Consider the following 22,663-nt stretch of genomic DNA (forward strand, 5'->3'; position numbering starts at 1 on the left):
TTAGTCAGTATACATCTGTAGGTATATTCGCCTTCCCAAATGTCAAGGTCTCCATCTATTCGCCTTTGTCTCTGTATGACAAGACGATACGGTTTTCCTTTCCATTTCTCAACAAGGATGGAATTCAGCTCAAATTCAATACCGTTGATTTCAACAGTTTTCCATCCAGTCAAGGCAAACATGGAATCGTAGAAGGAAGAGCATCTGTTGGCACGAATATAAAAATGCCTGCAATGAGCCTCTACCATATCTACGATTTCCTCCGAGCATGAGCCGCAATCCATGCGGGCACGGGATATATATACTTCTGATGCCTCCAGTCGCTTGAAGATTCTTTCCAAAGTCTCTCTTTGGTTGAAGCGCACGTTTGTGTTGCCGTCTCTATTTTCAATACCGACAATCATGTCGTTAATGACTGCCACACCTGGACTATAGCCCAGGAACTTCTTGTAGGTTGGTTTTGCATCATGCTTCTCTGTTTCAATGAACTGATGGTCAAAGTCAAAATCATACTCTTGACCGGATTTCAATTGACCAGTAGCAAGCAGGGCATTGACCAGTAAGCAGTTCATCTTGTCTGCAGTATTGAAATCATAGGATTTGCCAGAAGCAGACTTATAGGTGATGCTCTTAAAAGTCAGTTCTTCGATAGCACGCAATATGGTGTCTGCGCTGCAAGTGCGAAGAGTTGGATGAAGAGACAAATGTTTCATCAAGTGAGTTGTAACATCCTCAATACATGAGCCGCCACAAAGATATACGCACATCAGAGAGCGTAGAATTTCGCTATATTGATAACCAAACATAGTGCATCTCAATCCCAAGGTGGAATCTATGGTTTGAGCTAAAAGAGCATCAAATTGCTCCATAATAGAAAAAATTCCTCCAAAAGGAGTGAGTTTCTCAGATTTTATTTGTATCTTTGCCATGTCATATTAGAGTTTTGCTTGTCTTCTTTTCGCAACACTAAGGTAAGTGAAAATTCTGACATGGCAAAATCCTGGGCAACTTTTTGTTGCTCAGGCACTTATAAATAATGTTAAACTATAGTGTTGCGGAATTAAGGATAATAAAAAAATAAATTAACAACATAATTCCCTATAACTTACAGAACCTAATATAATAGTATATATGAATTGAAAGAAATTTATCTCGCCGTGCTCCAGGACTTGAGATACTTTACCCTGAAAACATCAATGTTCTCGTACAACTCTTCATGGCTCCCATTGGATAGAGTCTGCCTAGGATAATACCCATCAAACGATTTGCTTCTAATACCTTCCAGCGCCTGCCAGATTTTGTCAGTCAACTGCCAAGCCTCTATAGGCGCATTTTCGCTCCAGTCTATCACCGTATGCAGTTTGATATCCCCGTTACCTCGGAGAGCGCCCTGTATCGTTGTCCAGTCTATCACTCCCAACTCTATGAATACTGCCGGGCGCTGCCACGGCTCGTCCTGATCTGCATAAACTACGTTCTCGTTCCACAAATCCACATGTTTCACCTCGGGAATATTTTTCAGCTGCTCCACGAGTGCAGCGTATAATTCTTGTCTTGGATCCATATCTTGTTTATTTAAATTTGAAGTCGTTCTCAAAATAAGAAGTAAGGTTGTCTTCTATAATGCGCCTCACGTCTTCCTCCACCTCGGGGCTCATGCCCAGGAATTGACGTTTAGGAATCTTGATAACCTTTCCTTCCTTCATCAGAGCCATCGCTTTCCAGAACTCTGCTTCCGTTCCAAGCTGTCGGTTCTTCTTATTGTTACGAAGCTCGCCGTTTTTCTTTCTGCCAAAACCGCCTTGTGCTTCATTATATTTAGCCCAGAAGTATCTTTTCATCCTGGCAGTAACCTTTATTTCTCCTCCTTCATTATGGATGGCAGCATAAGGAAGATCGCTATAGAAAGTAATGCTGCTTTCATCGCTTCTACTGCTGATGCTTTTTCTCAGCGCTCCAGTATCAACGAGAATATGACCTCCGGGGCGAAGCGGGCTTCTTCTTCTCGCCCAGGCTTTGGTAAAGAAAGCCTGCCTCTCAAAGTTCTGGTCAAACTCATCACTGATACCGATTCTAATATCCTTCAGAATGCGGTCTATTACCGTCTTCAGTTCTTTCTCTGTTGCCATAGCCGTCGTTATCTATGAAATTCAGGAACAGCTCCTCTTGCTGAGGAATCTTATTGTGAGGGTCGGCGCTCGCATTCAGGACATTGTAGAACTGGCGCTCCGAGATAGCGTACACCGGGTACACGTAACGCCGCCAGATCTCCCTGTTAGGGACTCCCAGCTTGGCGTAGCGATCGAAGATACGGTTAATCTCCGTCACCCGCTTCTGATAACTCAATCCGCGGTTATTCCTGCATTTTCCATTCCTCATCGAGGGCTGTTCCTTTCTTTCAACTTAAAACATTATAACAATAAATAATCTAACTTTAGATGCGGCAGAAGCTTGGCTCTATGCGACGCCAGACACCCGTCTTCTTATCTCGCTTCCAGAAGTAATAGTTGGTTGCATTCTTCTGCACTACATTGCTCTCCTGGAAGAGTTTCATGATTTCCGAGTACTCCGGATCATTGAACTTATCCTCCAGCTCGTAGAGCTTGGAGATGCTCTTGTAATCGAGATCTCCTGCCTGGTTGCGCTCCAGCAGCGTCATTGCCAGCTGATACATCGGATCATCGGTTCCCTTCTCGCTCTTCTTCATGTAGTCCTTCAGAAAAGCCACCAGTCGCTCCGCTGCAAGGTCGGCACGCTCATCAAATCCCTTCACGCTGTTGCAGCTGATCTGCAAGCGAAAATCATCACTAGTGATTGTGTAGTTCTTCTGCTCATCGGTTTTCACCTGACCATACTCTCGCATCAGCTTGATAAAGGCGGAAGACTCATCTCTTAGCCATACCTTAAAACCCTTGACGTCTGCGGTAACGTTAACAAGCATACCTTCCACCTTGTGCATAAACTCGCCTCGCAAGCCCTCGTAGGCATCACGCTTGTTGATGCGCTCGTTTTTTGCTTCGGCATTCAACTGAGCAAGAAGAAATGCCTTCTGCTCTTCTGACAGCTGACTGATGTCAACTGGGGAGCTGCCCTGCTTTGCAGCCGCCTGCTCCTGTTTGTTCTTTTCTTGTTCCATTTTCAATAAATATTAATTTTATATGATTGGTATTAATACCTTCCTGCTGTTTCAGTCCTCCCTTTCGCTTGATGGCTCTCAGCTTCACGCTCAGCTGCTCCAGTTCCGAAATGGTGATCAGGGCAAAATCCTTACCCGCAATCCTCGGATGACGGCAGAGCTCGTTGATGCGGTTCCAGTCCTTGGTGTCTACCCCGAGTTCCTGCATCAGGTGCAGGCAGATGCTTCGCCAGTGCTTGCGCTGGTCACCATAACCAAGCATGTTCTCCAATGCCTTGCAGCATTCCTTATACTCCCGCGCCCTCATCTCATGAAGATGTGTTGTGCGCCCATTCGTGTATTGGCTCACGATAGCCGCCTTAGCCTCTTCGTCATCGCCGTGCTTTGGCAACTTATTAAACGAGGCGTAGAAACGATGGTAGTTTGCAATCGGTCGTGCCATAAACTTCCCTCCTTGTTAATCTGCAATCGGTAGATCATAAGCCGAGACTCAGCTTATAGTCCTGATAATGCTCTCGCGCTTCATGCAGGGCGTTAGGCAACGCTTGCGCAACCTCTATCTCCTTCAATATCGGAATATCATCCAGGCAGAGATATAGCCCGCATTCAAACTCCCTTACCTGTAATCGGTGCATCGCCTCACGTCTTACTTCCTTCTCACGCTTCAGCACCTGCTGGCGATGATACTCCTCAGTGGTCTTTTTCCACCATTTCTTAATCGAATAAATAATCTTTTTCATGTTCTAATGAATTGTTTATGGGTTTATAATTCTGTCGCAGAAGCACCTTTCTATACGCTATCGAGCAGATAATCATCACTGTCCAGATATTCATTCCTCAGTGCATCTGCATTCATATCGCAGAGCTTGGAAGCAAGCTCGTCATACATCATTGCCTGGTCAGGATAACTGAAATCCTTAGTCTTTTTCTTGATGTAGGCGATGATATCTTCTACTGTTTCATCCATGTTTCTTCGGCTTTTTGTAAGTTACATTTTGATACCCATGCCATTTTATGATTCTCGTTGCCCACATCAGACTCTTGGTCGTAACGACATAGCTACCGGGAGTCTTTATTGATCTGCGCACGCTCAAATAGCAGGTGTAGTTACATTCCATCCAGTCATCCAATACCGAGCTGCATTGTTCCTTGCTCAGCAGCAGGTAGATGATGTCACCTTTCTCGTAATCCCCGAGACAATCATTCACTTCACTCATAAGCTTTCAAATTACAGATTATTACTAGCCTGGATAAGTCCGTCCTCCCATACCTTGAAGGTAGCTCCGGCTTCTCTAATGAATCGGCCTTGGCAGACAGCCTCGTAGCCGACGACTCTTACTTTCACGCCCGCCATGTATTTCAGTCTGACGGCAGGCTTGCCCAGTGGCTGACTCTTCGCCTCCTGCGAGATGAAGATGAAACTCTTCTTCGGGAACTCTTCCACCAGGGCTTCCACCTGTGCATATTCCCAATGTGAGTACTGGAACGAATCCACGATAATAAACTTAGGGCCCTTGCGCTGCTTGAGCATCCTCTTCAGATTGTCGATGTCTGAATCGATACAGACTCTGAACTTGCCCTGTTCTTCCTCCATGTGAAAACGCTGGATGCGTTCCTTGAAACTCATGCTTACCTTCTCCTCGAAGGAGCAGTAGAGTACTATTCCGTATTCACAGAGCTTCTTGGTAAGCTGCATCACGAACGAGCTCTTGCCACCAGCCGACGGACCCGAGATAAACCAGGTGTCATACATATCCGGCTGTCCGAAGCACCGTTCCCACTCTCCACCCCAGGGTATCGGCTTATAAGTCATCTTCAGTATCTCCCTGGGGCTGTATGCCCGCTTAACCATGACTGGCCTCCCCGGAAGCTTCAGCAGCGTTCTCTGCTGCTATCTTGAGCTTCTCTATCTCGGTATATACTCGTCTCAGCCCGCCCTGCGTCTTTCTTACGATGGTAGGAATATCTGCATCGGCTGGAGCATTCACCTTGGCAACGATGGAAGCCTGCTTCATCAGGAACTTCTCCCGCTCCTTGCCGTCATCAGGAGTCACCTTGGAGAATCTGCCTCCGTAGCGGCTCAGCATCTCGGTATATCCCACTTTCTTGCAGTCGATGCTGCGGTTTATCTTCTCCTTCAGTCCGTCGGCACCCATCATATACCATCCGCAGCAATGCTCCGTAGCGTTCCACAGCGCCTTCAGCTCCAGGAAGGCTTCATACTGCAAGTCTCCTGCCTCGTCGAGGATGATAAGCGGGTTGTTCAGTGTGCGGAGATAATATACCAGGTCTTCATACACATCGCTGTAGGTTCCCTTGTTGTCAGTACCAAACTCGGTGGCTATCTTGCGGATCAGTCTGCGCTTGGTCTTCACCTGCGAGCAGTCGATATAAACGGCATTCTCATGGCAACCGATGTAGTATTTGGCAGAGTAGGTCTTGCCGATATTCGGCTCGTCACAGAGAATCATACTCAGAGAGGAGAGCTGCGCAAGCTCCAGCTGCTTCTGGATGAACAGGAAGGTGAAGGTATTGGCTGGCTTCCATTCTATCTCGTGACGGAGGTTAACGCCCAGGCGACGGGCGATGCGCACCCAGTTGGCATCAGAAAGGGCCTTGTCCAAGGCGCCCTGCTTCACCATGCTGTACACCGAAGTGGATATTCCGAGGGATGTAGCGTGCTTGGCATCCGAAGGATAATTGGCGCGGTTCTGTGCAATCGCAGCCAGAATCTTTTTCTTTTGTTCTGTTGTAATCATAATCGTTTATTGTTATAAGTTTATTCTAAGTCGATTCTTACGCCTGGTCGAACGCCATCGCTATTGCCAATGCGTTCTCGTCTTCTTCGGATATTGAAGATGTACCTTGTAGTACTTTACCAGCTGTCTGTACTCCGAAATCGCTATCGGGAACATCGGATGTATAAATATCCATCCCAGTCGGCTTCGCAGCGAGCTCTTTAATCTCTTTCTGTTGTTCTTCTTCATAATCCTTACTATTGTGTATTCCCAACCTAGGAACCAGGTTCCTGTTGGTGTAGTTCATAAATTCCTTGACCTTCTTCTGCTGATGATAGAACTTCTTCTTGTCCTCCTCGGTCTGTTCTGCCATCACTCTGTTGTAGGTTTCCACCCGCTCTACCTGGTCGATGAATCTGTCTCCCTGGAAGATGAACACATCCTGCGGCTTTCCGTCCTCATCCGGCAGGTAGTAAGCGGTAACCTTGTAATTATTGGGAGCCAGGCGCTCCAGTACGTCCGGCTTGCTCAGCCACCAGTCTTCATAGGCCACTCTTACCGTAGAATTGCGCCTTACAGAGGTCTCAACCTTCTCGCCGATATATCGGGCAAGTGTGATGGCGTCAAACGGGCGCAGGTTCGGATTGATATGCTCCATCAGAACATCCCATCTTGTCATACCAGGGTATTTCTTCTGATTAGGGTGCAGCGTATGGTTCCACTCGTAGTTGTCACGGCGGTCATCCGCCACAAGCTCATCGAATGAGTAATACTGCTTGTCTTCCCAGGTATCATTTCCTGCGTCGCTTATCTTCTTGGATTCCACTCTGTATTTCCACTTGCCGTAGAATCGGCCAATACCTACGTGGTTGCGATGGATGATACGGCGCTTCTTGGCTCCATTGATATTCTCAGCCTGCTTCTCCTGCGAGTTGAGAGGCGCACAGTAGCGTACATAGCTGAACACCGTTCCTTCCTGGAGCAGGGTGTACTTATATTCCGACATCAGGTGGTTCTCTACCTCAATACCTGCCGGAATACCCCAGCCGTGCTTGGCTATCAGCCTGAACATCTCTCTGAAGCATTCCTTCACAAGGTTCTGGTCCTTATCCCTGGAATAGCTGGCGCCCAGCACGCACTGGCTCACCGAGTCGTAAGCATAGTAGGCTTTCACCCTCAGTTTCGTATCCTTCAACTTACGGGTCAGATCCACGTCATCCATGGTTATCTGGCTCAGCGAGTATTCACCCGAATGGCGGTGCATGTGAGGCATACTCTCGTGCATGAAGGCACTCCAGCTCAACTGACTCTTATCCCAAATAAGCCTGTTCTTCGGCTTATTAAGGATGTTTCTGATGGTACTGTCGCTCAAACTCTTCGGATTTCCATCCTTATCACAGAAATCTTCCGGGTCAAACAGCTCTCCAGTCTGAACATCATACACATCAAGCTCGCCGCATACGAAGGAGTCATACAGTTCCTTTACCTGGGAGTTATAAGGCTTATTAGGAAGGCATTGTAGGCCGATGACCAGCTTCTCCGTCTTCACGTCAACCTTTCTGGTGTTCTGGTTGCCGAACTTGCCACTGATCAGTACGCCGTAGCCGCCAGCCTTATACTCATTCACCTTCTTCCTGAATCTCAGTGTCGATTCGGGTAGGGTATGATGATAGGTCTCCTTCAATACCTTGATGGTACTTGCCATCATTTCCCAGTCGTAGCGTTCGCCCATCAGCTTGCGGTAGGCAGAGGCTCGTTCGTAGAGCTTGATGCAGGTATTGAGCACCGAGGCATTCACCACATACTCCTGGATCTTCTCTGCCGACAGGTCCAAGCCCGTCTGCTGCCTGCTCTGAAAGTAGCACATGGCGTGCTGATCTACCTCATAATTGGAAGTTATCCATCCTCGCAGCCTTACTTCGGGACCTCCGGGGAACTCTACTTCCACCGCCTTGCGGTATTTGGTAGGCAAGCTATCTACGGCAATAAGAGCCGTGCAGCCGCTTGCGCCACCGCCTCGACGTACCACGTTTAATCTCTTGCGATTCACCGCAGAGTCGTAGCAACTCTTGCTCATGATGCCAGTTCCAACAAGTTCTGTCGCAGATATACAAAGTGTATTGCCGTAATATTCCATAACTATAACCTTTCTTTATTCTTTACTGGTGAAATACTTCCAGATTCTACCCACACAGATGCCTGCAAAGAGACATACGATGGATATAATCAGATACCGAGTAATGTCCATAACTCTATCCTCCAACTCTAAATCCACGTTCCAGACGTTCTCTCATACCAGGATTACCGATAATTTCGGCATCCTTCTGTCTCCACCTTGCTGCCATGATCTGAAGCGAAGGCATCTCGCGGACCAAGACATTGTCCGCAGATACCATTTCCTTACCCTTGAAGAAGATGGTAGCATTGCCAGTCTTCTTGTCGAACTCCAGTACCGCTCCGTTGGAGAAGTATTGTCTGAAGCTTCCTTCATGGTCGAAAAGCAAGGTATCACCCTTTTCAGCAACCACCGTCTCTACGCCACCGTTGATTTTGGCGTACTGGCGGATGCGCTTTGCCTTGTCGCTCATGCCCCGCTTAGGGTCGAAGGTGAGAGCAAGCCAGATAGCTTGGTCCGACACCTTGAAGGTCTTGCGTATTCCTTCGCGTACCTCCGTGCTTACGTCTATTGCTCTTTTCATATTCTAACAATATTATAATTTTATTCTAATGGTGGAGGAAGGCGGAGTCGAACCGCCATACATTCCAGCTACCTCCATATTGCCGGGAAACGTTGCCCGGCTCGTTGTTAATCCTGATTCTTTCTACCCTTTGAAAACTAAACTTATGGCAAACATTAAGTCTTTTTCGCTCAAAATGCTTATCTTTGCACCAAAATTCATGTTTCACTTATTAATTTATCACTTATGGCACTTTACGTATTAGAGTTCCAGGCAGAGTTCCAAACGGTACTCCCGGAAGAAGAGTTGAAAAGACAGCTCTATCCTGTGCACTTAATGCTCGACGGTATAACCGAAACATTTTCCCACAACACCGGCATACCAAAGTATTCCTGTTCAGGAGAAGAACTTTGTGTGCCTGGTCTATCGGCATTCCGGTATTCTGCCGTGATGCAAATGGGCAAGTCTCGCCTCGATATCTTAGATCGACTTCTTCTATCTTTCCAGCCTCTTCTAAGAGAGTTATTACCTTCATGCACTCTGAGATGGAATTTAAAAGAATTACACTTTTCGTCTTAGTTTCTTCTTTCATCTTAATCTCTTTTTATCAGGAGGAGAACTCATCATTCTCCTCCAACTTGTTAAACACTCTATTTTTTCTCAACCTTATAGCCCTTACCTCGAAGGTAAGTCGCTACATACTCATCATCACCCACATCTTTGAGTACATCGAAGAGATATCCCTTCACATAGTCTGCTACTGCGCTTGATGATGCAAGCTCGATGTTCTTGGAGATAAACTCCACTTTCTTTGTTCTGCCAAGGCCATTGAAAGCCTTCTCTACATTTTCCATCATTATGACTTTTTAAGTTTATAAATTTGCCCAGCTCGCGCTTTTTTAGTATCTTTGGCGCGGTGTTTATCTTAAACACGGTGCAAAGATAAGCAATTTGCGAATAACTACCAAATTTTTTGGGAATTATTTTCGCGTTTTGAATAAAATAATATCGCAATATGGATAAAAAAGGCATTTTAGAGGCATTAATTGCCCATTATACAGGTGGTAATAAGTCGCAATTTGCGAAAATGCTAGGTGTTAAGCCCCAAACGATTAACACCTGGGATTCTCGCAGTACCTTTGATATTGAGCTGATATACTCAAAGTGCGAACATGTTTCTGCAGATTGGCTCTTAACAGGCAAAGGACCAATGCTCAAGACGAGTACTTCCAGCGCCCATGAAGCACCATGCCCTGACGAAAAGGAGAGAAAAACGCCGAAAAATGGAGAAAAGCAGAGAAAATCAGAGAAAAATAGAGAATATTCTTCTCGAATTCATAAGCTGCCGGAGGGAAGCATTGAGGGAATTCCACTCATACCTACCAGCGCCATGGCGGGCGCATTCACTTCCGATATCTCCTTCATGGAGTACGAATGCGAGCACTATATCATACCAGACTTCAAGGGCGCCGACTTCCTTATCAGGGTAAAAGGCGACTCCATGCAGCCTACATACTACTCTGGCGACCTCGTGGCTTGCCAGAAGATACCGATGAACGATATCTTCTTTCAATGGAACAAGACCTACGTTCTCGACACCAATCAGGGAGCCATCATCAAGCGAGTACTACCGGGCAAGGATAATGATCATATCTGCATCGTCTCCGATAACGAGAAATACCCGCCATTCGAACTGGAGAAATCATATCTCCACGCCATCGCTCTCGTTAGAGGTATCATCCGTCTAGAGTAACCCCGTTCTATACCCACCTCCAGGATGTGTATCATTTTCCCGGCTCCGGGAAGATGATACACCCCCAAAAACACCCCTCAGGTGTTCCCCCTCCCCCTGAAAGGCGTAAAAATAGACCAAAAAGCCCCTATATACTATATATAAAAGGTGTAAGCGCCAAAAATCGAGGTCTGAAAAGGGTATGTTTCCTGCACATAAAGTAGCAAAAGTGGTAGTTTTCCTACCCAAGCTATCGTTATGCGTTTTACCCCACTTTTGCAAGTCCAGTTTTTGAAAAATGCAAGTCCAGTTTGCAAGTCCACTTGCAAGTCCACTACTCAAAATCGACCATTTTGGGCACAAAAAAGGGGAGCCCGAAAGCTCCCCAAATACCCATAAATCACCCCCTAAAAGCATACAGGCTTATAATGTCGTTCCAACACGCCCAAAACGCCCTAAAAATGTCGTTCTAAGCCCTTATTTCTCCTCGGACGATACATTACTCATCCGACCACCCGAAATAAGCGTAGATTGCTTAATTACAGCGCGTTTCGTCATTACCGTACCATTTCCACCAAGCCCTGCGTGCAGCAGATAGCTCCTGGTTGCGCCTACCTCTTCAGCAGTCAATACGGTGTATATCGCCGAGATGGAGCTGAAATAGAAGTCTTTTCGTCCTTCATGCTTGCCCACCATCAGGTGAACGTGTACTACTTTTGCCATATTTCTATCGTTTTAAGTCCTACATCAGGAGCCACACACCGCAAAGCGCATCGCCCTCATTATCGGCTGCAAATATACCAAATAATTGTTATATGGAATAAAATTGCATCTTAATTATTCCTAAAACCCAAATTTTTCTTCGCAACAAGGCACAAAAAAAGCGGCCGTTAAGCCGCTCTAATCCTTCACCGTCTCCATCTATCCATCGCCTTGTAGGTAAGCCCTCCTGCACGCCTCAGAAGCCTCTCTGCCTCTCTGATGTAAAGCAGATGCAATCCGATGTAAACTTTCCCCTCGTTCTATGTAAACCAACCTCTCAGATAATTCAACCTAAATTCAACCAATGTAAACGTTTCGTTTTGCACCCTCACTTTCCCTTCATCTATCTAACTATCTCTATTCTAGGTTCTTCCACCATTTTCGGGTTCTCTCTTAAATATACGCTTCGTTTTGTGCCCTCTAAAACTCTTCCACGACAACGCCTCAACAAAAAATCAGTTTTTCCAGCTCCAGTTGGAGCCGTTACCAACGTATGCATCTTCTTATTATCCGAAGAAATCAATGATAAAGGATAGAGTTCACTTTGCCTATTGTAAAAAGACAAATCAGGTTTGATGAAGAGTTTATCAAGCGGCATTTCAAATGCAGTCTCCATAGCAGAAGCCATGTGATCTGCCGCCATCAACAACCCTCTCCATTCAGAACACCCCTTTTTTCTACCATCACAATAGTCTATGACATATTCGTAATTTTCTTTTGCCTCTTCCAAAGATATCTCATGGGTTTCCATGCCAAGGCTTTCAAGAATATCAATGGCTATATAACTCCATTCCGGGAATAACTTTGAATGTTCCTTGAAGCAATCTGATGTATCATCCAAATCTAAAATACCCAATTCCCGTACATCTTTATACATTGATTTATGATGCGCTACTATCATATCTATCACTGCATCTCTATGTTCCTGACATACTAACGACAGAAAGAACAAAGAGGCTATTTCGTGACGAAAAACAGAACCGGGTTTCTTCTTATTTGGGGAAATCAGCGATTGTTGGAACACAGGACTTACTTTTCCTATGTCATGCAACAAGGCTCCTTCTACAGCAATCTGTTCATCAAATCCTAACTGTTTAGCCATAACCCGAGCTGTATCAGCAACATTCTTTAGATGCTGATATAAACAAACATGTCCATTCTGCTCGCTTTTAGCTAATATTTCTTGATGAATATTCATATAGTTACATCATTAAAGTAAAGATTGACCATTATACTCTATCCAGCCAACCATTGGTTGATTATCGTTAAAACGATTATAGCCAACCAGGAAAGACTGCTCTGAATTTCCAAAGCGCAATTCAAAACCAGGTAATTGATTGAATTGGTCTTCTTCCATCACTCTGATTTCTGATTCTGGCAAGAGTATATCTTCATTTCTACATACACATACATGTTGCTTTGAAGCTATAACAGCGTCTTCTTCGTTTTCAAAAGCAATACATAAAACCGGATGCAAAAGAACAGAACGCTTCAATACAGAACGATTTCTTATGAAAGTTCTGTTTTTATACTCCCAACCTCTAGGCTGTGTCACTTCCTGTTGAGAATCCAGGGAATCATACTTCAATTTGTGCCTCAATATTTTATGGATTCCTGGAACGTTCAATAGTTCAGGAAACAGTTTTTTCTCTATGCCTTCTATTATTGAAGGTGTAAGAAACTGCTGACTGAATGTTTCTCCATCACGAACTGCGGTCCATGGCTTGATGAAACCAAACTGCCCTTTATATGTTACGACATACATAATCAAATCCTTTAATAATTAGTAAATTGCTCCAAATCCGATACCCGTGCAGTTGCCTACACCAACATTCCATATAAATTGTTTCGTCTCAGGCTTACCTTTGATGACAACCGGGCAAAGACTTGCCTTATTGCCAATACCATGATAACGAACCAACTTCAACTTCTTTTTGGTGTAAGAAAGATCAAAACAAATATCCAACGTTTCATCTTCTTCCAATCCTGCCTCTTTCATCTTTGACAAAAGAGTATCCTTAAGATATTGGTTTGCCTCTGCATGATTGAAATTATACTGTTTAATGCTTCCATCATCCAATTTTCTCTTTATAAAAATCGGACTAGCACAATAATACAAATCCCGCTCTGAAAATTGAGGTTCAGCACCAATAGTTATGTCAGTTACAAACATACCACAAAACATCTCAGGATCTTCAAGAATTGTTCTGATGATAACCTTAATGATACTTTCATCATAAAAGCTAATAAACATCGTTGCACCCTGTGAAAACTGGAGTGCATCCTCCACTTTTCTTCCTCCATTTAACCAAGAGAAAGAATACAATGAAATCGTATCATGAATAGAATTGTTTCCAATCCATTTATGAATAGTACCAACCAGTTTCTGTTGATAATCAAAAGGAACTGGTGTAGTATTCGGTGAAGTTTTTAAAAGAATTCTCATATTTAAAAAAAATGTTCGTTTTATAAATATATTTTTTGCTTATCATAAAATTTCTCTCAGATGGTTCCTTGCCTTATCAGCAATCTCTTTCGCCTCCAAATAGCAACCATCTATTTCTTCATAGGTGTATGCATTCCGAGCCTCAGCGATGCTTTGGGTTGCAACCTCTTCGAACATATCGAAGACAATTTGCTCATTTTTTTTTCTTTATATCTAACACTATTAAGAATTAGTATTTCCTATTTTAAATATCATCAAATGCTGACATTTACACCGACATTCAACATTCACGAATCTACTATCGAATTGACTCTCTTCTCCCTTCCCAATGTCTCGGGAAACACATAGTGACCATTACCTATTTCACGGGGATTAGGCTCTATATGTTCGGCATACCATGCACGTTTATACTCGGTGGTAATAATGCCGTAATCTCTGGCGGCAATGATGGAAGCGGCGAGAGATGCGCCATATAGCTCCTTGATATCGATCATCTCCTCCAGCGTTATCTTCTCACGTTTCTTGGAACCCAACTCTTCGATAAGCGCCAATTTGGGAAGAAGGAAGAAACTGGCAAAGAGATCACAACGCTTCTCAAGTCTCAGCGGACTATCTTCCGGGAAGAGGAGAAGCAGATGAGCCAGTTCATGAACTGCCGTAAAACGAAGTTTCTCTACGCTACTCTTTTCCGGATTGAAATCGAGAATCATCAACGGATGCTTCTTATCTGCCCAGGTACTCATTCCGAATACATACTCTGGGAGAGTAGCAGCAAGTATCATGATGCCTTTTCTTTCCAAGAGTCTCAGGATGCTGGCGATGGGACCATCACCGCAATGCCACTTTTCACGAAGAAGGCTGGATGCCTGGATGGCATCTTCCTGCGTTGATACCTTGGTGCCTTTTATCGGATTCTTGAACTGGGTAGGAAAACCCGCTTTTTTCTCCTTGGCAAGATACTGCTCCGCCCAAAACGAAAGCTTTGCTTCAAGGGCTTGCAACTCGTCTTCGGACAACTTGCCATTGGAGGTGGTGCGGAGCATAGGCATATCTATCTTGAGATTGGTTCCTTCGAAATATTCCTCGCTGATATTGAGGGCTTTGGCTATGGCTTGCAGGGCATCACGCTTAGGGCGCATGATGCCTTTCTCATATCGGGAGATGCTCTGCTTGGTGATGGCTCCGTTGGTTCGCTCTACGAGTTTATCCATACTGAGCCCCATCATCAGGCGCGCTTCCCGCAATCTTATAGAAAATGAGTCATTAGTCATAATTGTCAGCTTTTTAATTTGTTGACAAATATAAGAAAAAGAATTGATTTTGTAACTAAGCGTTTATAAGATTTAACATAAAAAAGCAGGCAAATGATAAAATAACAAGAAGAATTTAGGCAAAATCAGGTTTACACATTATTATAATAGAAAACACCTTGACCATACAAAACATACAGTCAAGGTGTTATACATATATTCATTCTCTATCTTAGTTGCTATAAGCACTTTCACCATGCTCGTAGATGTCGAGACCTTCCTCTTCTACTCGCTTGCCAACACGTACACCTACACTCTTATCTACTACCTTGAAGATAATGTAGGTAACTACTACGCTGTAGATGATGCTTACCACGGTGGCTACAACCTGAACCCAAAGCTGATGCCAGTCGCCATAGAGGACTCCCTGTACACCTTCGGCTCCTGTTACATACTGAGTGGCGAAGACACCGGTGAGGATAGATCCCAGAATACCACCCATACCATGCACACCAAAGGCATCGAGGGCATCATCATACTTGAACTTCTCCTTTACTACCGCTACCATGAAGAAGCAGACGATGGTGGAAATGACACCGATGCAGAAAGCTCCGAAAATATCGGTACTGCCGGCTGCAGGAGTGATGGCTACCAGTCCGGCAACAGCACCGGTACAAGCACCTACCGTAGTTGGCTTCTTGTTCACAATCCAGTCGATAAGCATCCAGGTAGTGGCTGCCGCTGCTGTTGCGATATGAGTTACGAGGAAGGCGTTGGCAGCCAGACCATCAGCTGCCAATCCGCTACCGGCATTGAAACCGAACCATCCCAACCAGAGGAATGACATACCCATGAACACGAAGGTGATGTTGTGAGGTGTGATAGGATGCCCCGCACGGTAATCATCTCGCTTGCCTACACAGAGTGCCATGACCAGAGCGGCTACACCGGCATTGATATGAACTACGGTACCACCCGCAAAGTCGATGGCTCCCATCTCCTGCAGGAAACCGCCACCCCATACCCAGTGGGCCATTGGAAGATAAGCGATGATAACCCAAAGGATGGTGAAAAGTACATATCCGCTGAACTTCACACGCTCGGCAAAAGCACCGAGAATCAAGGCTGGAGTAATGAGGGCGAACATGCACTGGAACATTGCAAAGGTGAGTTCCGGAATGCCTGTAGGCATGATGGCATCCAAGCCGATGCCGTGGAGGAAACATTTATCGAAACCACCGATGACGCAAGCCAGAGGATTGCCCGAATCGGCATATTCTGTAGAGAATGCCCAGGAATAACCGAAGGCTACCCATATCAGACTGACTACTGCCACGATGAAAACCGTCTGCATCAGGATGCTGAGAATATTCTTCTGGCGCACCAAACCACCATAAAAAAGTGCTATACCCGGGATTGACATCAAAAGCACCAAGATGGTTGCCATGATCATCCACGCTGTGTTACCCGTATCAAGTGTAGTTAATAATAAACTGCTCATACTTATATCTTATAGTTAAATTAGAATACTAAATAATATTTATTAAAGATAAGTAAGAATGCCTAATTCAACATTCAACACTTAACATTCAACATTTTAAATTATTCCTCTTTCTCAGCGTTATACAATGCAATGTCGCCACGTTCGCCGGTTCTGATTCTTACCGTATCGAGTACAGGAATCACGAAGATTCTGCCGTCTCCTACTTCACCGGTCTGTGCAGCACCCTGGATGGCGGCGATGGTAGGCTCCACATTCTTATCACGAACCACAATATTCAGAAGCACACGTTCGATGCTGCTGGTATCATACATCACACCACGGTAAATGCGAGCCTGGCGCATTTTACCCTCACCTCTTACATTATAATAAGAGAACCACTCGATGTCTGCTGCTAAAAGTGCCTTCTTGACATCCTCGAATCTAGACTTACGGATAATTGCCTCAATCTTCTTCATAATCCTTTAATAATTAATAATGTGTTAATACTTCTATTGATTGTCTCTTTTCGAAAACGGACTCTCATTGGTTGTTACTCAAACTAAGCCTTTCTTTTACACTATGTTCGTTTTCGGCTGCAAAATTAATACATTTTGTCAGCATTTTAAAGAAAATAAAAACATTTCGCTTTTACTTTTTGTCGAACATTTTAAATTTATCGAGGCTTATCCTATTCTCCTTACAATTTGTAAGGCAGAAAGCATTTTTATGATACAAATTGTAAGATAGCGAAAAATAATCAAGATTTCTGCATTTATTTTCTTGCATATTTCAACAAATCGTCGTACCTTTGCAACCGAAATCAAACAAATAGTCATCGAAATATTCGAAAGACTAGCAAAAAGTCAAATCTCAAAAGAGATAAGACATGAGAGATAAAAGAAGAGTATTCAAACATAAAGAACAACGCAGATGAAAGAAACAGTTCATTTTACAAAGATGCAGGGAGCGGGTAACGATTACATATATGTAGATACCCAACAATACGACATCCCTGACCCAGAGAAGGCTGCCATTGCCTGGAGTGCTTATCACACGGGCATAGGAAGCGACGGACTGGTTCTCATCGGAAAGCCGCACGACGGCAGAAGAGCAGATTATTCGATGCGTATCTTCAACGCCGATGGTTCAGAAGCGATGATGTGCGGCAATGCAAGCCGATGCATCGGTAAGTATCTTTACGAAAAAGGATTGACCCGAAAGGACACTATCCGACTGGAAACGCTTTCGGGTATCAAGATATTGAAACTTCATCTTCAGGATAATAAAGAAGTTGTGGAATCGGTAACAGTAGACATGCTGGAACCCAAACTTGAAAATCCCGAGCAATTCATAGGCCCTTCGGTGCTCGAAGCTGACGGCAGAAAATTTGAAGGCACCTATGTTTGCATGGGTAATCCGCATTTCGTTACCTTCGTGGATGACATCGACACCATCGACATCGCCCACTATGGTAAAATCCTGGAAAGAGACAAGGCATTTCCCCAGAGATGCAACATAGAATTTGCACAAGTAACTGACACAGACGCCATAAGGACACGAGTTTGGGAAAGGGGAAGCGGAATAACAATGGCTTGCGGAACAGGAGCCTGTGCCACAGCCGTAGCCGCAGCCCTTACCAAGCGTACCGACAGAAAAAGCAGTATCGTGATGGATGGCGGAACGCTGGAAATTGAATATAGCGAGGCTGATGATCATGTTTACATGACAGGGCCTGCAGCCTTCTCATTCGAAGGAGAAATCCAGTTGGAGTGTTAATATAGGGAGTGTTGAATGTGGAATGTTGAATGTTGAATTTAACTGCACCCACCAAGTCAACACTCAACATTCAACACTCAACATTAAAACAATATGACACTCAACATTTTAAAAAGAGAACGCAAACTTAAATAACAAATGGTCGATAATGACCACAAATAAAAGGAGAAACAAAATATGGCATTAGTTAATGAACATTTCCTGAAGTTGGCCAACAACTACTTGTTTGCCGACATCGCAAAGAAGGTGAACGCCTACAAGATTGCACATCCAAAGCAGCGTGTAATCAGTCTGGGCATCGGTGATGTAACCCAGCCTCTCTGCCCTGCCGTCATCAAGGCGATGCACAAGGCTGTAGACGAGATGGCTGAGCAGGCTTCTTTCAGAGGCTATGGTCCGGAGCGAGGCTACGACTTCCTCCGAGAGGCTATCATCAAGAACGACTTTCTGCCCCGTGGCATTCATCTCGACGCCAACGAGGTATTCGTAAACGATGGAGCCAAGAGTGATACGGGAAATATCCAGGAGATTTTGAGATGGGATAACAACATCGGCGTTACCGACCCGATTTATCCGGTTTATATAGACTCTAACGTGATGATAGGTAGAGCGGGAATCTTCGAGAACGGCAAGTGGAGTAACGTAACCTACATGCCTTGCGATGAGAGCGATGACTTCATCCCTCAGATTCCAGACCACCGTGTGGACATGATTTATCTCTGTTATCCAAACAACCCTACGGGTACGGTCATCTCGAAAGAAGAACTCAGAAAATGGGTAAACTATGCTATCAAGAACGAGAGCATCATCCTCTATGATGCAGCCTACGAGGCATATATCACCGACCCATCAATTCCTCATTCTATCTACGAGATTCGTGGAGCCAGAAAGGTAGCGATAGAATTCCACAGTTATTCAAAGACTGCCGGATTCACCGGTGTGCGTTGTGGTTACACCATCGTTCCTAAGGAGTTGAAGGCAAAGACATTGGCAGGTGAGGAAGTGGCATTGAATCCTATCTGGGACCGCCGCCAGTGCACCAAGTTTAATGGTACAAGCTATATCAGCCAACGTGCTGCCGAAGCCATCTACACCCCAGAGGGTAAGGAACAGGTGAAGGCAACCATCAACTACTATATGGAGAATGCCCACTTCATGAGAGCAGAACTCCAGAAACTCGGCTTGAGAGTATATGGCGGTGAGAATGCACCTTATCTCTGGGTGAAGACGCCAAACAACACGCCAAGCTGGAAATTCTTCGAAGAGATGCTTTATGGTGCCAGCGTAGTCTGCACTCCAGGTGTCGGCTTCGGTCCATCGGGCGAAGGCTACATCCGACTCACCGCCTTCGGCGAGCATGAGGACTGCAAGGAAGCCATGGAGAGAATAGCCAAATGGCTGGGAAAATAAACGTTCCAACAGATTATAAAAACATTGAAAATCAGAAATTTTAAAATATATAAGGTATGAGCAACTTAAGATTTGAAGCTGTTTCAGAGGCTTCCAAGAGAAAGCCTGTTGAGGTAACCGCTCCTAGCGAGCGACCAAGTGAATTCTTCGGAAAGAAGGTATTCAACCGACAGAAGATGTACAAGTATCTCCCTGCAGATGTCTATGAGAAACTGGTAGACGTCATCGACAACGGAGCACGTCTCGACCGTAACATCGCCAACGCCGTAGCCAAAGGCATCAAGCAGTGGGCTGACGAGAATGGCGTAACCCACTACACTCACTGGTTCCAGCCACTGACAGAAGGTACTGCCGAGAAGCACGATGCCTTCATCGAGCATGATGGCAAGGGTGGTATGATCGAGGAATTTTCAGGCAAGTTGCTCGTTCAGCAGGAGCCTGATGCATCATCTTTCCCATCTGGCGGTATCCGCTCTACCTTCGAGGCTCGCGGTTATTCAGCATGGGATCCAACATCTCCTGTATTTATCATCGACGATACACTCTGTATCCCTACCGTCTTCATCTCTTATACAGGTGAGGCTCTCGACTATAAAGCTCCATTGCTCCGTTCATTGCACGCTGTAAACGTAGCAGCAACAGAGGTTTGCCACTACTTCAACCCAGATGTCAAGAAAGTTATTTCCAATCTCGGTTGGGAGCAGGAGTACTTCCTGGTAGATGAAAGCTTGTATGCTGCACGTCCTGACTTGATGCTGACAGGCCGCACCCTGATGGGTCACGATTCTGCAAAGAACCAGCAGATGGACGACCACTACTTCGGCGCCATCCCAGAGCGTGTTCAGGCATTCATGAAGGATTTGGAAATCCAGGCTCTTGAACTCGGTATTCCTTGCAAGACCCGCCACAACGAGGTTGCACCAAACCAGTTTGAGTTGGCACCTATCTTCGAGGAGACCAACCTTGCCGTTGACCACAACATGCTCCTGATGAGCTTGATGAAGAAGGTAGCTCGCCATCACGGTTTCCGCGTACTTCTCCATGAGAAGCCATTCGCAGGCATCAACGGTTCCGGTAAGCACAACAACTGGAGTCTCGCTACAGATACAGGCATTCTGCTTCATGGCCCAGGCAAGACACCAGAGGATAACCTCCGCTTCGTTGTCTTCATCACAGAGACTTTGATGGGTGTATACAAGCACAACGGTTTGCTGAAGGCATCTATCATGAGTGCAACCAATGCGCATCGTCTGGGCGCCAACGAGGCACCTCCAGCAATCATCTCTTCATTCCTCGGCAAGCAGTTGACCGACCTTCTCGAGCACATTGAGAAAGCCGACAAGAAGGATCTCTTCACCGTGGCTGGCAAGCAGGGCATGAAGTTGGATATCCCTGAGATTCCAGAGTTGATGATTGATAACACCGACCGTAACCGTACATCACCATTCGCCTTCACCGGTAACCGTTTCGAGTTCCGTGCCGTAGGTTCTGAGGCTAACTGTGCATCAGCAATGATTGTATTGAACACAGCTGTAGCTGAGGCTTTGACCGACTTCAAGAAGCGTGTGGATGAGTTGATTGCCAAGGGTGAGGACAAGACATCTGCCATCATCGATATCGTTCGTCAGGATTTGAAGACCTGCAAGCCTATCCGTTTCGACGGCAATGGTTACTCAGATGAGTGGGTAGAGGAAGCTGCTAAGCGTGGTCTGGACTGCGAGAAGAGCTGTCCAAAGATTTTCGAGCGTTATCTCGACCCTGCATCTATCAAGATGTTCGAGGATATGGGTGTCATGAAGAAGAACGAGTTGGAAGCTCGTAACGAGGTGAAATGGGAGACCTACACCAAGAAGATTCAGATTGAGGCTCGTGTAATGGGCGACTTGAGCATGAACCACATCATCCCTGTGGCTACTCACTATCAGAGCCAGTTGGCTAAGAATGTGGAGAACATGATTGATATCTTCGGCGACGAGGAAGGCAAGAAATTGACAGCCCGTAACATCAATATCATCAAGAAAATTGCCGAGCGCACTCAGATCATCGAGACCGGTGTTGAGGAGTTGGTAAATGCCCGCAAGGTTGCCAACAAGATTGAGAATGAGCACGACAAGGCTATTGCTTATCATGACACGGTAGCTCCAAAGATGGAGGAAATCCGTTATCAGATTGATAAGTTGGAGTTGACAGTAGCCGATGAGCTCTGGACCTTGCCTAAGTATCGTGAACTCCTGTTCATCCGCTAATCAGCAATGTCTTCAAAATAGATAAGACATATTTCTGACAGATAAAAAAACAAAGCTCTAACAAGAGCTACTCTTCATCAGATATAACAATTGAACGATCAATCTATTTCTTTTATTGGTTGTTTAAGTTTGCGCGGAGTGTGGTTGTGAAATCACGCTCCGCTTTTTTATTTCCCAAAAAAGCCTACACCTAAGTACACTCTGTATTTAGGATATACTACCTGCCTCGGTATCAGAATCTAATCATACACATTTCTCCATCAACACAAAGGTGATGAAACCCAGGAGAAGGGCATAGGTGGCTTGCTTCTGAAAGCCATGGGCATGAGTTTCGGGAATCATCTCATCGCTCGTTACATAAAGCATGGCACCACCGGCAAAACCCAGCATCACGGGGAGGAAGGTGGAAGAGGCTGAACCCAAACCGAAACCCAACAGAATGCCTATCACTTCGAGCAGGGCGATGAAGATGGAAATGAAAAAGGTGCGGACTGCTGTAACACCAGCCATCATCAAAGGAGCAATAATCACCATACCCTCAGGGATGTTCTGCAGGGCGATGCCGAAGGAAACGCCCCACTCCGTTGCTCCCTCTGCCGAACAGACACTCACTCCAGCAGCCATGCCTTCGGGCAGTTTGTGCAGGGCTATCGCCATCACGAAGAGCATCACATGACTGAGCCTGGCATTGTTGCGATGCTCCTCGGGGTCTAGTCCCGTGATGTGATGAAGATGGGGAGTCACCAGGTCTAGCACATTCAGGAACAGGGCTCCTGCCATCACGCCGATTACTACCAGCCACCAAAGACTGGTCTGTTCGAAGGCTGGCACTATCAGTCCCAACGTGGAAGCTGCCAGCATGATTCCGGCACAATATCCCAATACGGCATCATTCCATTTATGGGGCAACTCCTTGACGAAGAATCCCAAAATGGCACCAATAATGGTGGCACCACAAAGTCCGGCAGCACTAATCAATACGTTTGTCATAATCAATAAAATATAT

The 22,663-nt window shown here is 45.4% G+C and carries 26 protein-coding genes; 4 read left to right on the forward strand and 22 right to left on the reverse strand.

Annotation, left to right across the window (positions count from 1 at the left end; translation table 11 throughout):
• The 14 genes from NNC77_RS08810 to NNC77_RS08880 form a co-directional block, all read right to left on the reverse strand.
• On the reverse strand, positions 1 to 929 hold a 929-nt coding region (locus tag NNC77_RS08810; RefSeq protein ID WP_254970656.1), incomplete at its 3' end, for an IS1380 family transposase.
• Between the two features lie 218 nt (positions 930 to 1,147).
• The gene (locus NNC77_RS08815; RefSeq protein ID WP_254970658.1) at positions 1,148 to 1,564 is read right to left on the reverse strand and encodes a hypothetical protein; all 417 of its coding nucleotides are present in this window, start codon (positions 1,562 to 1,564) and stop codon (positions 1,148 to 1,150) included.
• A gap of 7 nt (positions 1,565 to 1,571) precedes the next feature.
• On the reverse strand, positions 1,572 to 2,129 hold the full coding sequence (locus NNC77_RS08820) for a phage virion morphogenesis protein (protein ID WP_254970660.1): 558 nt from the start codon (positions 2,127 to 2,129) through the stop codon (positions 1,572 to 1,574).
• Positions 2,130 to 2,434: 305 nt separating this feature from the next.
• Positions 2,435 to 3,136 (reverse strand): DUF3164 family protein, encoded by a 702-nt coding sequence (locus NNC77_RS08830; RefSeq protein ID WP_119235710.1) that lies wholly within the window; start codon positions 3,134 to 3,136, stop codon positions 2,435 to 2,437.
• Positions 3,075 to 3,578, reverse strand: a complete 504-nt coding sequence (locus NNC77_RS08835) for a hypothetical protein (protein ID WP_254970662.1) — start codon at positions 3,576 to 3,578, stop codon at positions 3,075 to 3,077. Before NNC77_RS08835 ends, NNC77_RS08830 begins: the two co-directional genes overlap by 62 nt.
• Before the next feature lie 34 nt (positions 3,579 to 3,612).
• Positions 3,613 to 3,876, reverse strand: coding sequence for a hypothetical protein (locus NNC77_RS08840; protein WP_254970664.1), 264 nt, complete (start codon positions 3,874 to 3,876; stop codon positions 3,613 to 3,615).
• 50 nt (positions 3,877 to 3,926) lie between these two features.
• Positions 3,927 to 4,103 carry a hypothetical protein gene (locus NNC77_RS08845; RefSeq protein WP_234564137.1) on the reverse strand — a complete coding sequence of 59 codons (177 nt, stop codon included), beginning with the start codon at positions 4,101 to 4,103 and terminating at the stop codon, positions 3,927 to 3,929.
• Positions 4,096 to 4,353 carry a hypothetical protein gene (locus tag NNC77_RS08850; RefSeq protein WP_254970666.1) on the reverse strand — a complete coding sequence of 86 codons (258 nt, stop codon included), beginning with the start codon at positions 4,351 to 4,353 and terminating at the stop codon, positions 4,096 to 4,098. Before NNC77_RS08850 ends, NNC77_RS08845 begins: the two co-directional genes overlap by 8 nt.
• A gap of 11 nt (positions 4,354 to 4,364) precedes the next feature.
• The gene (locus NNC77_RS08855) at positions 4,365 to 4,988 is read right to left on the reverse strand and encodes an AAA family ATPase (protein WP_254970668.1); all 624 of its coding nucleotides are present in this window, start codon (positions 4,986 to 4,988) and stop codon (positions 4,365 to 4,367) included.
• Positions 4,981 to 5,895 carry an AAA family ATPase gene (locus tag NNC77_RS08860; RefSeq protein ID WP_153137023.1) on the reverse strand — a complete coding sequence of 305 codons (915 nt, stop codon included), beginning with the start codon at positions 5,893 to 5,895 and terminating at the stop codon, positions 4,981 to 4,983. The genes NNC77_RS08855 and NNC77_RS08860 overlap by 8 nt, the downstream gene beginning before the upstream one ends.
• Positions 5,896 to 5,932: 37 nt before the next feature.
• A complete protein-coding gene (locus NNC77_RS08865) occupies positions 5,933 to 8,011 on the reverse strand; it encodes a hypothetical protein (protein WP_254970670.1) in 2,079 nt (692 codons plus the stop codon).
• 115 nt (positions 8,012 to 8,126) lie between these two features.
• The gene (locus NNC77_RS08870; protein ID WP_119235705.1) at positions 8,127 to 8,573 is read right to left on the reverse strand and encodes a hypothetical protein; all 447 of its coding nucleotides are present in this window, start codon (positions 8,571 to 8,573) and stop codon (positions 8,127 to 8,129) included.
• 223 nt (positions 8,574 to 8,796) lie between these two features.
• Positions 8,797 to 9,144, reverse strand: coding sequence for a hypothetical protein (locus NNC77_RS08875; RefSeq protein WP_254970673.1), 348 nt, complete (start codon positions 9,142 to 9,144; stop codon positions 8,797 to 8,799).
• Between the two features lie 58 nt (positions 9,145 to 9,202).
• Positions 9,203 to 9,409, reverse strand: a complete 207-nt coding sequence (locus NNC77_RS08880) for a hypothetical protein (RefSeq protein ID WP_228114861.1) — start codon at positions 9,407 to 9,409, stop codon at positions 9,203 to 9,205.
• 353 nt (positions 9,410 to 9,762) lie between these two features.
• On the opposite strand from NNC77_RS08880, the gene NNC77_RS08890 reads away from it, so the two are divergent.
• Positions 9,763 to 10,305, forward strand: a complete 543-nt coding sequence (locus NNC77_RS08890) for a S24 family peptidase (RefSeq protein WP_254986872.1) — start codon at positions 9,763 to 9,765, stop codon at positions 10,303 to 10,305.
• Positions 10,306 to 10,761: 456 nt separating this feature from the next.
• Here NNC77_RS08890 and NNC77_RS08895 read toward each other — a convergent pair whose 3' ends face one another.
• From NNC77_RS08895 to NNC77_RS08925, 7 genes are all read right to left on the reverse strand, one after another.
• Positions 10,762 to 11,007 carry a hypothetical protein gene (locus NNC77_RS08895; RefSeq protein WP_254970677.1) on the reverse strand — a complete coding sequence of 82 codons (246 nt, stop codon included), beginning with the start codon at positions 11,005 to 11,007 and terminating at the stop codon, positions 10,762 to 10,764.
• 382 nt (positions 11,008 to 11,389) lie between these two features.
• A complete protein-coding gene (locus tag NNC77_RS08900) occupies positions 11,390 to 12,244 on the reverse strand; it encodes a CRISPR-associated endonuclease Cas3'' (protein WP_254970679.1) in 855 nt (284 codons plus the stop codon).
• 12 nt (positions 12,245 to 12,256) lie between these two features.
• Positions 12,257 to 12,811: a hypothetical protein gene (locus NNC77_RS08905; RefSeq protein WP_118255152.1), complete on the reverse strand. Its 555-nt coding sequence runs from the start codon at positions 12,809 to 12,811 to the stop codon at positions 12,257 to 12,259.
• An 18-nt stretch (positions 12,812 to 12,829) separates the two neighbouring features.
• Positions 12,830 to 13,492 (reverse strand): CRISPR-associated endoribonuclease Cas6, encoded by a 663-nt coding sequence (cas6, locus tag NNC77_RS08910; RefSeq protein WP_118255151.1) that lies wholly within the window; start codon positions 13,490 to 13,492, stop codon positions 12,830 to 12,832.
• 287 nt (positions 13,493 to 13,779) lie between these two features.
• Complete coding sequence (locus tag NNC77_RS08915; RefSeq protein ID WP_254970681.1) at positions 13,780 to 14,763, reverse strand: helix-turn-helix domain-containing protein; 984 nt, start codon at positions 14,761 to 14,763, stop codon at positions 13,780 to 13,782.
• A 211-nt stretch (positions 14,764 to 14,974) separates the two neighbouring features.
• Positions 14,975 to 16,243: an ammonium transporter gene (locus NNC77_RS08920; protein ID WP_254970682.1), complete on the reverse strand. Its 1,269-nt coding sequence runs from the start codon at positions 16,241 to 16,243 to the stop codon at positions 14,975 to 14,977.
• Positions 16,244 to 16,344: 101 nt separating this feature from the next.
• A complete protein-coding gene (locus tag NNC77_RS08925; protein WP_006849503.1) occupies positions 16,345 to 16,701 on the reverse strand; it encodes a P-II family nitrogen regulator in 357 nt (118 codons plus the stop codon).
• 454 nt (positions 16,702 to 17,155) lie between these two features.
• Here NNC77_RS08925 and dapF point away from each other — a divergent pair, with 454 nt between their 5' ends.
• The 3 genes from dapF to NNC77_RS08940 all read left to right on the forward strand — a co-directional run bounded on the left by dapF (position 17,156) and on the right by NNC77_RS08940 (position 21,657).
• Complete coding sequence (gene dapF, locus NNC77_RS08930; protein ID WP_254970683.1) at positions 17,156 to 18,001, forward strand: diaminopimelate epimerase; 846 nt, start codon at positions 17,156 to 17,158, stop codon at positions 17,999 to 18,001.
• A gap of 177 nt (positions 18,002 to 18,178) precedes the next feature.
• The gene (locus NNC77_RS08935; RefSeq protein WP_022120371.1) at positions 18,179 to 19,411 is read left to right on the forward strand and encodes an LL-diaminopimelate aminotransferase; all 1,233 of its coding nucleotides are present in this window, start codon (positions 18,179 to 18,181) and stop codon (positions 19,409 to 19,411) included.
• A 56-nt stretch (positions 19,412 to 19,467) separates the two neighbouring features.
• On the forward strand, positions 19,468 to 21,657 hold the full coding sequence (locus NNC77_RS08940; RefSeq protein WP_006849499.1) for a glutamine synthetase III family protein: 2,190 nt from the start codon (positions 19,468 to 19,470) through the stop codon (positions 21,655 to 21,657).
• A gap of 243 nt (positions 21,658 to 21,900) precedes the next feature.
• Here NNC77_RS08940 and NNC77_RS08945 read toward each other — a convergent pair whose 3' ends face one another.
• Positions 21,901 to 22,647, reverse strand: a complete 747-nt coding sequence (locus NNC77_RS08945; protein WP_254970685.1) for a ZIP family metal transporter — start codon at positions 22,645 to 22,647, stop codon at positions 21,901 to 21,903.
• Positions 22,648 to 22,663 lie beyond the last annotated feature (16 nt).

The sequence above is a fragment of the Segatella copri genome (assembly GCF_024330485.1).
GTDB lineage: Bacteria > Bacteroidota > Bacteroidia > Bacteroidales > Bacteroidaceae > Prevotella > Prevotella copri_L.